The 13,595-nt window shown below is 48.2% G+C and carries 14 protein-coding genes; 12 read left to right on the forward strand and 2 right to left on the reverse strand.

Annotated features, from left to right (window positions below):
- Position 1: 1 nt before the first annotated feature.
- Positions 2-742, reverse strand: a complete 741-nt coding sequence (locus tag GVI43_RS07315) for an amino acid ABC transporter permease (protein ID WP_159566205.1) — start codon at positions 740-742, stop codon at positions 2-4.
- 181 nt (positions 743-923) lie between these two features.
- Positions 924-1,778, reverse strand: coding sequence for an ABC transporter substrate-binding protein (locus tag GVI43_RS07320; protein WP_159566206.1), 855 nt, complete (start codon positions 1,776-1,778; stop codon positions 924-926).
- A 266-nt stretch (positions 1,779-2,044) separates the two neighbouring features.
- On the opposite strand from GVI43_RS07320, the gene hemP reads away from it, so the two are divergent.
- From hemP to gatD, 12 genes are all read left to right on the forward strand, one after another.
- The gene (gene hemP, locus GVI43_RS07325; RefSeq protein ID WP_159566207.1) at positions 2,045-2,227 is read left to right on the forward strand and encodes a hemin uptake protein HemP; all 183 of its coding nucleotides are present in this window, start codon (positions 2,045-2,047) and stop codon (positions 2,225-2,227) included.
- A gap of 288 nt (positions 2,228-2,515) precedes the next feature.
- On the forward strand, positions 2,516-4,543 hold the full coding sequence (locus GVI43_RS07330) for a TonB-dependent hemoglobin/transferrin/lactoferrin family receptor (RefSeq protein WP_159566208.1): 2,028 nt from the start codon (positions 2,516-2,518) through the stop codon (positions 4,541-4,543).
- Between the two features lie 64 nt (positions 4,544-4,607).
- Entirely contained in the window at positions 4,608-5,651 is a 1,044-nt protein-coding gene (locus tag GVI43_RS07335; RefSeq protein ID WP_159566209.1) for a hemin-degrading factor, read from the forward strand.
- On the forward strand, positions 5,648-6,478 hold the full coding sequence (locus tag GVI43_RS07340) for a heme/hemin ABC transporter substrate-binding protein (protein ID WP_159566210.1): 831 nt from the start codon (positions 5,648-5,650) through the stop codon (positions 6,476-6,478). Before GVI43_RS07335 ends, GVI43_RS07340 begins: the two co-directional genes overlap by 4 nt.
- On the forward strand, positions 6,478-7,488 hold the full coding sequence (locus GVI43_RS07345; RefSeq protein ID WP_159566211.1) for a FecCD family ABC transporter permease: 1,011 nt from the start codon (positions 6,478-6,480) through the stop codon (positions 7,486-7,488). The genes GVI43_RS07340 and GVI43_RS07345 overlap by 1 nt, the downstream gene beginning before the upstream one ends.
- Positions 7,475-8,251, forward strand: a complete 777-nt coding sequence (locus GVI43_RS07350; protein WP_159566212.1) for a heme ABC transporter ATP-binding protein — start codon at positions 7,475-7,477, stop codon at positions 8,249-8,251. The genes GVI43_RS07345 and GVI43_RS07350 overlap by 14 nt, the downstream gene beginning before the upstream one ends.
- 212 nt (positions 8,252-8,463) lie before the next feature.
- Positions 8,464-8,637: a DUF4372 domain-containing protein gene (locus tag GVI43_RS16055; protein WP_159566213.1), complete on the forward strand. Its 174-nt coding sequence runs from the start codon at positions 8,464-8,466 to the stop codon at positions 8,635-8,637.
- 244 nt (positions 8,638-8,881) lie between these two features.
- A complete protein-coding gene (gene gatZ, locus GVI43_RS07360) occupies positions 8,882-10,144 on the forward strand; it encodes a tagatose-bisphosphate aldolase subunit GatZ (RefSeq protein WP_159566266.1) in 1,263 nt (420 codons plus the stop codon).
- 3 nt (positions 10,145-10,147) lie between these two features.
- Positions 10,148-10,597 carry a PTS galactitol transporter subunit IIA gene (gene gatA / locus GVI43_RS07365; RefSeq protein ID WP_159566214.1) on the forward strand — a complete coding sequence of 150 codons (450 nt, stop codon included), beginning with the start codon at positions 10,148-10,150 and terminating at the stop codon, positions 10,595-10,597.
- Between the two features lie 68 nt (positions 10,598-10,665).
- Positions 10,666-10,950 carry a PTS galactitol transporter subunit IIB gene (gene gatB, locus GVI43_RS07370; RefSeq protein ID WP_159566215.1) on the forward strand — a complete coding sequence of 95 codons (285 nt, stop codon included), beginning with the start codon at positions 10,666-10,668 and terminating at the stop codon, positions 10,948-10,950.
- A gap of 4 nt (positions 10,951-10,954) precedes the next feature.
- Positions 10,955-12,313 (forward strand): PTS galactitol transporter subunit IIC, encoded by a 1,359-nt coding sequence (locus GVI43_RS07375; protein ID WP_159566216.1) that lies wholly within the window; start codon positions 10,955-10,957, stop codon positions 12,311-12,313.
- Positions 12,314-12,450: 137 nt separating this feature from the next.
- The gene (gene gatD / locus GVI43_RS07380) at positions 12,451-13,497 is read left to right on the forward strand and encodes a galactitol-1-phosphate 5-dehydrogenase (protein WP_159566217.1); all 1,047 of its coding nucleotides are present in this window, start codon (positions 12,451-12,453) and stop codon (positions 13,495-13,497) included.
- Positions 13,498-13,595 lie beyond the last annotated feature (98 nt).

Genomic DNA, 13,595 nt, shown 5'->3' on the forward strand with positions numbered 1-13,595 from the left:
GTTAACGACGCCCCTTGGCTAATAAACGCTGTTCATACCAAAGCCCCCAGGCTTCCATCAGCGCAATAGCGGCAACATATAAAACGGTTGCCACGCCAAACGCCTGAAAGGCGCGCAGCGTTTCAGTTTCAACCTGACGGGAAGCGTAAGAGAGTTCAGCCACCCCGATAGCCATCGTCAGCGATGAGCTTTTAACAATATTCATGTATTGGCCAAGCAGAGGCGGGAAAGCGATTTTCAACGCCTGAGGAAGTACCACATAGCGCATCGCCTGCCATCCACTCAGCCCCAGCGCCATGGCGGCGTACTTTTGTCCAGCAGAAACGCCGCGAATACCGGCCCGGATCTCTTCGGCAATAAACGCGGCAAAGTAGAGCGTTAGTCCAAAAACACCGGCAATAAACTCAAACGACGGCCACGCCAGCGTGGTACCGAATAAATCGACTTCGTGCGGTGTGTTTAACCAAGGAATAATGCCTTCCGGCAGCAGCTTACCCACGCCGAAGTACCAGAAAAACAGCTGAACCAGCAGCGGGGTATTGCGAAATACGGTGCAGTAAGCAATCACCGGCCATTGAAGAATAGCCAACTTACTGTCCCGGGCTGCGGCAATGATGAAGCCCAACAGCGTTGCAGCAACAATAGTCACCACGGATAGCCCAATGGTTATCAGAAAGCCATCCCATAGCCACCCAAGGTATCGGGGTTCTAGTACTAATTCCGTCAGTGTTTGTTTGATCATGCTGCCAGCTTATTGTTCTGTTTTTATATTTTGGGCAAAAGGAGACTCTACACAAGAATAACGAAGCGTTCGTTCGCTATAAGTAAATCATCTTCATGACCTACGTCACTAGCGACCGATAAGGGGCCATCAGCGTGGCCCCTATTTGTTTATTTCTAAACTCGACTAACTCACACCACAATTAGCCTTTAGCGGGAGCGGCTGCCGAGACTGGTCCAAATTTGAAGTCACCGCGCGGCATAGATGATTTAGTTTCTGGCCCGAACCAGCGGTTGTAAATAGTGTTAGCTTCGCCGTCTTTTTCCAATGCCAACAAGGCGCTGTCGACTGCTTCAACTAAGCGGGTTTCACCTTTAGTGATACCCACGCCCTGATACTCTTTGGTAATGCTAAACGGAGAAATTTCGAAATCCGCTTTCACCGCATCAGGCAGGTTAGCCAGCAGGCCGACTAGTTTAGCGTCATCTTGAGTAATGGCCTGTACGTTACCGTTGCGCAGCGCGGTGAACGCCACTGGCGTATCGTCATAAGAGATCACTTTGGCCGTCGGGTAGTTATCACGCAGAGTGATTTCCTGAACGGTGCCTTTATCTGCGCCAATGCGTAACTTGGCAATATCGTCAGGCTGTTTTAACACGCCTTTACGAGCGATAAATTTTTGGCCAGTCGCGAAGTAAGGTACGCTAAAATCAACCTCTTTGGCGCGCTGTTCGGTGATCGTGAAGTTAGCAGCAATCAGGTCAACCTTCCTAGAGGCTAAGAGTGGAATCCGGTTAGCCGGGTTGGTTGGAGTAAGCTCAACCTTTACACCTAACGCTTTACCAATGGCATTCGCGATATCAACATCGTAACCAACAATTTTCTTAGTTTGGGGATCCACATAGCCAAACGGTGGGTTGCTGTCGAATACGGCAATATGCACAACGCCTGCTTTTTTGATATCGTCCAGCTTATCGGCATGTGCCATGGTGGCCATGCTGGAAAGGCCAGCCAGTAAAGTTAATGAAATGATGCTCTGTTTTAATGATAATTTCATGGCCGATATCCTGATGTTTGTTGTTAATTACTATTTATTGGGCACTTATTAACGATGAGTTAATACTAAGTCTTATGAGAAGTTAAATAATATAAACAGCTTTTATATTCTTTTTAGTTATAACAACATTGAGCATTTTCACTGCCACCGCACAATAATCACATTTCGGTTACACCATCCACATCACAAAATTAGTACTTGTTGAACCTTTTCTTTTAAATGATAATGATTATCAATTTGAAACTAGTTATCATTCAAACAAACCTATGAAAAATGCAGATCGGGAAGACGGCTCAGGATCAGAGAAGAAAAACGATTCCGCTACCCAGTATCCATTGATTAACAGCCAACAACTGCTGGGAGCATCAGGAATATTACTGATTCAGCATCAGGATCAACAATATCAACTACGTATTACCAAAGCTGGGAAATTAATTTTAACCAAATAGCGTTTAACTAAATAAAACATATAAATAGCCAGCCACCCAGACGATAACTATCCATCCCCTCCCGTTTAAAGCTACCGCTAATGCCTCTGTTATCCGGTAAGCGATTCGGGTGAAACAAGGGGATACCCAACGTCATTGGAGTAGCAGCAAGGCAGCAAATGAACGAGTCCCGATGAGCTTACTCAAGTAAGTGATTCGGGCGAGTGAATGCCGCTAACGCCGCTGCTAGTTCAAGGACAAAGGGTATTACGTCAAGGCAGCCAGCAACTTCATCTATAGGAAAACAAAATGGAGAGTTGCAGTATGCTTCGCCTGTCATCTTTAAGTATTGCCATACTTTGTTCACTTCCGGTTATGGCTAATGCCCAAACTACTAGTTCAAAACCCACTGAAACCATGACCGTTACCGCAACGGGTAACGATCGTAATGCGTTTGAAGCCCCGATGATGGTCACGGTGGTGGATGCCAATGCGCCGGAAAATCTGGCGGCTAACAGCGCTGCTGACTTACTGCGCACAATTCCCGGCATTACTATTACCGGAACTTCACGCAGCAATGGTCAGGACATTAACATGCGCGGCTACGACAAACGCGGGGTGTTAACGCTGGTGGACGGCATTCGTCAGGGAACCGATACCGGTCACCTGAACGGAATATTTCTCGATCCTGCGTTAATTAAGCGGGTTGAGGTGGTCAGAGGCCCTGGAGCTCAGCTCCACGGCAGCGGCGCGTTAGGCGGCGTTATTTCGTTTGAAACCGTTGATGCTAAAGACTTACTGCGCCCGGGCGAACAGGGTGGCGTACGCTTATTTACGTCTGGTGCAACTTTGGATCATAGCCAAAGTATGGGTCTGTCAACCTTTGGCCGTACTGAAAGCTTCGATGGTTTATTCTCGGCAAACTTCCGCGATAAGGGCAACCTACGTTTGAGCAACGGCGAAACTGCCCCAAATGACGAGAACATTGGCTCGATGTTAGCCAAAGGAACCTGGAATATTGATGAATCGCAGTCTCTGGGCGCAAACCTGCGTTATTACAATAACGATGCCAGAGAGCCGAAAAACCCACAAAACTTTCTACCCAACGGTACCGCTACTGACGTAATGACCGACAGAACTACCGAAAACAAAGACGCTCAGCTGGTGTACAAAATTAACCCGGCAGATATGGACTGGCTAAACGCTTCCACCCGCATATATTACTCCGAAACCCAGATAAATTCGGACCCAACCGGCGGTAAAAGTGAAGACAGAAAGCAAACGACTAACGGCATCAAAATAGATAACCGTTCACGTTTACTGCAAGAAACGTTTATACCAAGTCAGCTGACCTATGGCGCTGAAACTTATAAGCAAAAGCAAACGCCGAGCGGCGCAACCACCAGCTACCCGGATGCTGAAATTCGCTTTGCCTCCGGCTGGCTACAGGATGAAATAACCCTGCGGGATCTGCCGGTATCGTTGATTGGCGCTATTCGCTATGACGACTACAAAGCGGAAAGCAGCGGCTACAACAACATTACCGCCGACAAGTGGTCGCCTAAGGTGGCGATGTCGATTTTCCCTACCGAATGGCTAAGCCTGTTTGCCTCTTACGCTGAAGCCTTTCGCGCCCCGACCATGGGTGAAATGTATAACGACTCCCTGCACTTCAGCATGGGTCCGAACATGAATAACTATTGGAAACCCAATCCGAACCTAAAACCGGAAACCAACGCCACTCAGGAAGTCGGCTTTGGCCTGCGGTTCGACAACGTTCTTCTGGCCGACGATGACCTGAAATTCAAAGCCAGCTACTTCGGTACTAAAGCGGATGACTACATCTCTACCGAGGTGAACATGAAGATGGGCTATCGCCCTCGGGTGGGAATGATCTGCTCACCGTGTGAAACCACGTCGGTCAATATCCCGCACGCTAAAATATGGGGATGGGACATGATGATGGACTACCAAAGCCGCTTCTTCGACCTAAGCGTGGCCTATAACCGTACCAGCGGTAAGAACGACGACACCGGAGAGTGGTTATCCACGGTTAATCCCGATACGGTTTCTACCCGCCTTAACGTACCGGTAGGTAGCACCAATGCGGCCGTCGGCTGGATGGGCGTGTTTGCTAATCGGATTAACGATACGCCAACGCCACAGAGTGGCTATGCCACTCACGACTTCTATATCAGCTATAAGCCAGAAATTCTTTCAGATCGCTTAACCACCAGCGTAGTGATTGGCAACGCTTTTGACAAAGAATATTACGCACCAAACGGAGCCTTACAGGATGGACGCAACCTTAAATTATTTGCCAGTTACCAATTTTGATCCCTAACTTTAATCAAGACCCCGGCCTATTGCCGGGGTAGTAACACACCGACAGGAATAAACAATGACAACTTCGCTATACCAAAACTACTTACAGGCTAAACGGCAACACCCTGAAAAATATGCCCGGGATTTAGCCAAGCTACTTAACGTCAGCGAGGCCGAGCTATTGCACACCCGCGTTGGCCAAGATGCTGTTCGCCTGAAAGGAGATATCAGAGCACTGTTAGCCGCACTGGAAAACGTGGTTGAAATTAAAGCCATTACCAGAAACGAGCACGCAGTCCACGAACATCTGGGAAGTTATCAAAACCAACACCTGAGCGGCCACGCCGGACTGATTCTAAATCCTTACGATCTTGATTTACGCCTGTTCCTAAACCACTGGCATAGCGCATTCTCGTTAACCGAAGAGAGCAAGCGCGGGCCTCGTCACAGCATTCAGTTTTTCGATAGCTATGGCGACGCAGTACATAAAGTGTATGCCACTGATAACACCAATATGGACGCATGGAACAAAGTCATCGCAGCGTTTACCCTGCAGGAAAATCCGGTGCTGGAACTCTCCGTCGCAGAGCCGACAGCCAACAACGACGAACCGAATATTGACAGTAAAGCCATTGACAGCGAATGGCGTGCCATGACCGACGTTCATCAATTTTTTAATCTGCTACGTAAGCACGGCATTACCCGCCAGCAGGCTTTCCATACCGTTGATGGCGATTTAGCCCAACGCGTTGATAATCAGGCGCTAAGGCAGTTACTTCAAATGGTAAAAAATGACGCCAATGACATTATGATTTTTGTTGGTAACCGCGGCTGTGTGCAAATCTTCACCGGAAAAATTGAAAAAATTATGCCGCATGAAGAGTGGCTGAATATTTTCAATAAGAAGTTCGTTCTTCACTTAATTGAAACCGACATTGTTGAAAGCTGGGTTACCCGTAAACCGACTAAAGACGGTCATGTAACCAGTTTGGAGCTGTTCTCCCATGATGGGACTCAAATCGCCCAACTATACGGACAGCGCACCGAAGGTCAGCCGGAACAGCAAAAATGGCGTGACCAGATAGATACGTTACTGCAACAACAAATGGTGTTCGCATGAGTTTATTTATCAGACTATGGATCGTTACATTCTGCGCGTTACTGCCACTGTTTTCACAGGCTAATGAGCGAATTATCAGTATCGGTGGCGACGTTACCGAGATTGTCTACGCCTTACACGCCGAGTCCCAGCTGATTGGTCGTGACTCAACCAGTACCTATCCGCAAGCGGTTAACGCGCTACCGGATATCGGCTATATGCGCCAGCTAAATGCCGAAGGTATTCTGTCGCTCAAACCAACGCTGATTCTGGCCAGTGACCAATCATTACCCGCGCTGGCGCTGGAACAGGTAAGAAACAGCGGCATCAAGGTAGTCAGCATTCCGGGGCAGCCATCGCTGGAAACGGTCGCAAAAAAAATCAGCACCGTTGCACAGGCATTAGGCAAAGAGCAGGCCGGTAATCTGTTAATTGCCCATTATGAACGGCAACTGGCTGCAATACCGAAAAACAGGCTATCGACTAAGGTGCTGTTTGTCATGAACTACGGCGGCGGTGCGCCAATGGCCGCTGGCCAGAATACGGCCGCAGACGCGATTATTGGCTTTGCCGGTGGCACGAATGCCATGCAGGGATTCAACAAATACCGTCCGCTGTCTCAGGAAGGCATTATTGCCGCCGCGCCCGAACTGCTGCTATTAACCACCGCAGGCTTTACCGCGATGGGCGGAGAAGAGAAAATCTGGCAATTACCGGGAATAGCCCAAACTCCGGCCGGGAAAAACAGGCGCTTCATCGTCGTTGACGATCTGGCACTACTCGGATTCAGTCTGAAAACGCCAGAAGTGATATCTACCCTACGTAAAGCTATGGAAGACACCCACTGATGAACATCCGCCTTTCACCGCGCAGTTGGTTAATGACGATGCTAGTCGTGCTAGTGGTGCTTACCCTAAGCGCAGCCAACCTCGGCCCGGTCAAGCTGTCGTTCTATACGCTGATAACCAACTCGCTTGATCAAGGGAGTTGGAATATCTGGCTGCATATCCGGCTGCCAAGAGTGTTGCTGGCAGTCTTAATCGGTGGAGCGCTGGCGGTGTCAGGCGCTGTAATGCAAGGGCTGTTTCGTAACCCGCTGGCTGACCCGGGACTACTGGGTATCAGCACCGGGGCTGCGCTATGCGTGGCCTTTGCCATTCTAATTCCGTTGCCCTTACCGGCTATTTTCATGATGTATGGCCATACGCTGGCCGCATTTATCGGTAGCGTTGTGGTGTGCCTGTTGCTGTATGCCCTGAGCCAGCGCGGGCACGGGAACCTGACTCGCCTGCTGTTAGCCGGTATCGCCATTAATGCGCTGGCCGGTGCGGCTATCGGCGTGCTCAGCTATATCAGCGACGACCAACAGCTGCGCCAGTTTTCGCTGTGGAGTATGGGGAGTTTGGGTCAAGCCCAATGGCCGACTTTAGCCATTGCCGCGTCGCTGATTGTTCCTACGGTTATTGCCTGCCTGCGATTGTCCCGGTTACTTAATCTGCTTCAGCTAGGCGATGAAGAAGCCCACTATTTGGGCGTTAATGTGGAATCGGTTAAACGACGCTTGCTGTTGTTAAGCGCCCTGTTGGTTGGTACGTCCGTTGCTATGAGCGGCGCTATCGGCTTTATCGGGCTGGTTATTCCCCATTTAATTCGTTTACAGCTCGGCCCCGATCACCGCTGGCTGTTGCCCGGCTCCGTTCTCGGCGGAGCCTGTCTATTGCTGGTTGCAGATACCCTTGCTCGCACCATCGCCGCACCGGCAGAAATTCCCGTCGGGCTACTCACCAGCCTGATAGGCGGCCCCTACTTTTTATGGTTAATACTGCGGCAAACCGGAGGGAGCCATGCTCAGAGCTGAAAACCTGACCTATAGCCGGTTAAATAAAAAAATCATTAACGACGTGTCGCTGGATTTAGTTCCCGGCCAACTGGTGACGATTATAGGCCCCAACGGCGCGGGTAAATCGACGCTGCTGCGCATACTGACCGGATATTTAGCGCCGGATAGCGGCCGATGCTTACTACAGGATCGCTGTTTATCCCAATGGCCGCATCTGGAGCTGGCTAAAATCAGAGGCGTGATGAACCAACAGAGCGGATTATCTTTTCCGTTCAGCGTGCGTGACGTTATCGCTATGGGGCGAGCGCCTTACGGTAAGCATAAATTAAATCAGCAAGCGATTGATTGCGCGGTTGAAATGACCGAGTGCGGCACATTGCTCAATCGCAACTATAACCAGCTTTCAGGCGGAGAAAAGCAGCGGGTTCAGCTTGGCCGCTTAATGGCCCAGCTGTGGCACTCATCGCCAGAGCAGCGCTATCTGTTTCTTGATGAACCCACTTCAGCGCTGGACCTTTACCACCAACAGCACACTCTACGCCTGTTAAAAAAAATGACCCGCGGCGCACCGTTTTCCGTATGCACCATACTTCACGATCTTAATCTGGCCGCGCTGTATGCCGATAAAGTATTGCTGCTTCATCAGGGAACGCTGGTGGCATCAGGCACGCCAAAAGAGGTGCTGAATACCGAGTTGCTGACGCGTTGGTATCAGGCTGATTTGTGCGTATGCGAACATCCGGAAAGTCAGGGGTTACCGCAGGTTTGTCTAAAACGATGACGAAAGCTGGTGTGAGCTTTTAGCCTTAGCTTTAGCTTTTCGTACTAACGTAGCCTTGGCTCTAGGTTCTAGAGTCGTCATCCCGTTGAAAAACCACGACTGTTCGGAATAAATTTTTAGGAAAAAAAGTTGCAGAAACAGTAAGTTGATGGAAAATATCATAAACACCAGCCCATTTTTCTGCCTCTGCAACATAAAAAATATAAGCTATTTTGAAATCTTTTCCTCGCCAAAATTTTGAGTGCTTAGCTCAACAATATCAATCTGATAAGTATTCAAAAAGATTTACCTGCTGGCATCAGATGGTTTTTATGCTTTATGCCCAATTTAGCGCTGCCTCCAGTTTACGGACATTAGAGGCCAGTTTTAACTTCCATACTCCTTAATGTATCTTTTAGTTATAACAGTACTGTTTTATTCTCAACGTCCATAAAGCAGTAATGTCAGGCTTACCACTTTCACTTCCATTAACAACCTTTCATTTTATGATAATAAAAATCCCTTATTTATCATTAAAATAAACCAACGCACCTTTCATTTATTTCGATACAGATCACAACTCGAAATAATAACAATTGAACATCTTTCGAAATATTACGATCATTGCCCCATATCTGATGGAGATCAATGATGAAACAAACCATACAACAACACAAAAAACAGCCCAGCCATGGAATATGTTCAGTCTGTTCAGCCCATCCGCTGGTAATTGAGGCCACTCTGGCCTTTGATTTAAATACGTCTCGTAAAGTTTTAATTGAAGCAACGTCAAATCAGGTTAATCAGTTTGGCGGTTATACCGGGATGAAACCGGAAGACTTTCGCCATTTTGTTTATCGCATCGCGGATAAATTAGGCTTTCCTCACGAAAGAATTCTACTGGGTGGTGACCATTTAGGCCCTAACTGCTGGCAAAACGAAAGTGCTGAACAGGCAATGCAAAAGTCAGAAGTGCTGATCGCTGAATATATCAAAGCCGGATTCAGTAAGATCCATTTAGATGCATCAATGTCCTGCGCTGACGATCCGGTTCCGCTTTCTCCTGACGTTGTAGCAGCCAGAGCCGCGCGTCTGTGTAAAGTGGCCGAAGATACCGCCACCGATGAACAAAAACGACAGTTAACCTATGTAATTGGCACTGAAGTGCCAGTGCCCGGCGGCGAATCATCCGCCATTGGCGAAGTTCATGTCACCACTCAGGCCGATGCCCGCTATACCATCGAGTCTCATGAAAAGGCCTTTAGAGAGATCGGTCTGGAAAAAGCTATTGATCGGATTGTCGCGGTAGTCGTTCAGCCCGGCGTTGAATTTGACCACTCGCAGGTAATCTTGTATCAGCCACAGGCGGCTAAAGAGCTGTCTGAGTTTATTGAATCAACCCCTCTGGTCTATGAAGCCCATTCAACGGATTACCAGACCAAAGAGTCTTACCGCAATCTGGTAAAAGACCATTTTGCTATTTTAAAGGTAGGCCCTGCGTTAACCTTCGCCCTGCGGGAAGCAATATTTTCATTGGCCCATATCGAAAAAGCCTTGGTAGCGCCAGAAAAATGCAGCCAAGTGCTTAACGTGATTGATTCAGTGATGCTGGACGAACCAGAATACTGGAAGAAGTATTACAGCCCGGTTTTCAGCCACTCTCTGCTCGATATCCACTACAGCCTTTCGGATCGCATCCGCTATTACTGGCCTAATGAACGCATAAATAAAAGCGTTGAAATGCTGATTTCTAACCTACAAAAAACCCAGATTCCGTTAGGATTGCTAAGTCAGTATTTTTCCCTTCAGTTTGAAAGAGTTATGGAAAATAAACTACCGCTGACACCCGAGAGCCTGATTATCGACAAAGTTCAGGATGTATTACGGGCCTATGCCTATGGATGCGGAGAATAAACCATGCAACAGAGCAAAATTTTCGTTCGTACTGGAATTAAGTTTGCTGACTATCAATCGGCCCTTCATCACATTAGCGAAACCTTAGTTAGCGCTGGCGTGGTGAAGCAAAGCTACCTGTCAGCATTATTAGAAAGAGAGGCTATGTACCCGACCGGCATCGAGTTAGAACAACATGCGGTCGCCATTCCTCACTGTGAAGTAACCCACGCCAACGAGCCGGCTATCTATTTAATTCGCCCTGATGCGCCGGTCTCTTTTAATCAGGCTGATAGCGATGGAATGATTGAGGTAAAGCTAATTATTGCCTTAGTCGTCACCCATCCGGACAAGCAGTTGGCCTTGCTAAGAAAACTGTTCGGTACCTTACAGGACACGGCGCTTTTAAATTCGTTACTGACCGAACCTGAAGACAAGCTGGCTGAGCTTTTTTCCCAGTCACTAACTCACTGAGCAGTTTCTTATAGAGCCATGTCACCGGCAGCCATTAACTACATATCAATAAGAAAGAGGGTTTCATCGTGAAACGTAAAGTTATTGTCGCCTGTGGCGGCGCTGTTGCTACTTCAACGCTGGCAGCGGAAGAGATTAGAGAGCTATGTGAAACCAACAATATCGGACTTGAAATTATTCAGTGCCGAGTGAATGAAATAGACACCTATAAACACGGTGCCGACATGATTTGTACCACCGCGCGGGTGGATCAAACCTTTGGCGATATTCCCGTTGTCCACGGTATGCCTTTTATTTCCGGCGTAGGAATGGATGCTCTGAAAGACAAAATTTTATGCATCCTTAAGGGGTAAGTTCATGTTTACTGAAATCATGCGTTACGTGCTCGACCTCGGGCCAACGGTTATGCTACCAATTGTGATCATCATCTTCTCCCTGATTCTGGGCATGAAGCTAGGCGATGCCTTTAAGTCGGGTATCCATATCGGTATCGGCTTTGTCGGTATCGGTTTGGTCATTGGCCTGATGCTCGATTCAATCGGGCCGGCGGCTAAAGCCATGGCCGAAGCCTTTGATATCAACCTTAAGGTGATTGACGTGGGCTGGCCGGGTTCATCGCCAATGACTTGGGCATCTCAGATTGCACTGATCGCCATTCCTATCGCTATCGGCGTCAATATTCTAATGCTGGTTACCCGTTTAACCCGCGTGGTTAACGTTGACATTTGGAATATCTGGCATATGACCTTTACCGGGGCGCTAGTACACATCGCTACCGGGTCTTACACTTTTGCCATTCTGGGCGTGGTGGTTCATGCGGCTTTTGTCTACAAGCTGGGCGACTGGTTTGCCAAAGATACCCGAGACTTTTTCGGGCTGGAAGGGATTGCTATTCCTCACGGCACTTCCGCCTATATGGGCCCAATAGCCGTTCTAGTTGACACCATTATTGAGAAAATCCCCGGATTAAACCGAATTCACTTTAGCTCCGACGACGTTCAAAAGCGTTTCGGTGCCTTCGGTGAGCCGGTTACCGTTGGTTTTATCATGGGTATCGTTATCGGTCTTTTGGCCGGGTATGAACTCAAAGCCGTGCTTCAGTTAGCCGTAAAAACTGCTGCCGTAATGCTGCTGATGCCCAGAGTAATCAAGCCAATTATGGATGGCTTAACCCCGATAGCCCGTCATGCCCGTTCAAAACTGCAGGCTAAATTCGGCGGCCAGGATTTCCTGATTGGTTTGGATCCAGCTCTGTTACTGGGCCATACCGCAGTAGTCTCTGCCAGCCTGATTTTTATTCCGCTAACGATATTGGTCTCAGTGTTAGTTCCGGGCAATCAGGTTCTGCCCTTTGGTGATTTAGCCACCATTGGATTTTTTGTCGCCATGGCGGTAGCTATTCATCAGGGAAATCTGTTCCGTACCCTGATATCTGGCGTGATCATCATGTCGATTACCCTATGGATCGCCACTCAGACCATCGGGTTACACACGCAGCTGGCTGCTAACGCCGGTGCGCTTTCCAACTCCGGAAATCTGGTCGCCTCAATGGATCAGGGCGGCTCCCCAATCACTTATCTGATGGTGGAAGCGCTAACCCTGAAAAATATCGCAGGTATTGCAGTCATCGGGGTTATCTATGGATTAGGCGTATTCCTCACATGGCGCAGGGCGCGTCGTTTCGCGAATGAGGCGATGACTGAGCAGAAAGTCTAGTCCGAATAGTCTCAAGGAGTGCCATCTACTCTCCTTGAAACCCTTCGATTGACTATTTTTAGACCAGATATTCCATCGTCGAGTTTTGTTATCAATCTGAAGGAGTGCATTCCACTCCTTCATTTTCAGGAGATACCATGAAAGCTGTATCAATCGACAGCGACGGGAACGCTTACGTCGAAAATAAGGCAACGCCAGCTATTGAAAAGCCCGACGATGTTTTAGTTAAGGTAGCCTACTCTGGCGTGTGCGGCTCAGATATTCCACGCATTTTCGCCAAAGGCGCTCATTTTTATCCAATTACTTTAGGCCATGAATTCAGTGGAAAAGTAGTAGAAACCGGCAGCAACGTTGAAAACGTAACGCCGGGCGATAGCGTAGCCTGCGTGCCATTGTTGCCCTGTTTTCACTGTGAAGAGTGTCAGCGCGGCTTCTACTCTTTATGCAAACAGTACAGCTTTGTCGGCTCACGCAGCCACGGTGGCAACGCCGAATATATTGTGGTGAATAGCAACAACGTATTCAAACTTCCACAGAATGTATCGCTGCTACAGGGTGCCTTTTTTGAGCCAATCACCGTGGGCTTGCACGCCCTTCTTCTGGCAGAAGGCTGTGAGAATAAACACGTAGTGGTTATCGGTGCCGGCACCATTGGTTTACTGGCTATCCAGTGTGCTAAAGCAATGGGCGCGGCCTCTATCACTGCCATTGATATTAATACCAACAAAATAGACCTAGCCCTTCAGCTTGGCGCCACCCACGGCCATAACTCATTAACCGAGCCATGCGAAGATATTCAAAAGCAAATGCACGATCGACGTTTCAATCAGTTGATTCTGGAAACCGCTGGTACCCCTCAAACGATTGAACTCGCGATTAACATTGCTGGCCCGAAAGCCCAGATAGCGCTAGTGGGTACCCTTCATCACGACCTAACGCTTTCACAAACCACCTTCGGCTTAATTTTGCGTAAGGAATTGAAAATTATAGGTAGTTGGATGAATTATTCGCAGAGCTGGCCAGGAAAAGAGTGGCAATTGGCAGCTAATTTCTTTTCCAATCAACAAATCAATCTTAGCCCGCTGATTGCAGATATTGAAAATCCGGAGAAGTTTGCAGAAAAAATGATGGCGCTGAAAGGAAAGCCGATGAATGGAAAGCTCCTGATGCAAACCGAAGATTAAATACGCAGCTATCCGCTATTTTGTTGGTAATAACATGACAATAGAGCATATTTTGGTTATCGTTTACCCATCGAACGAAAATATTATTCTATGAGTCT

The sequence above is a fragment of the Budvicia diplopodorum genome (genome assembly GCF_009800925.1).
Classification (GTDB): Bacteria; Pseudomonadota; Gammaproteobacteria; order Enterobacterales; family Enterobacteriaceae; genus Budvicia; species Budvicia diplopodorum.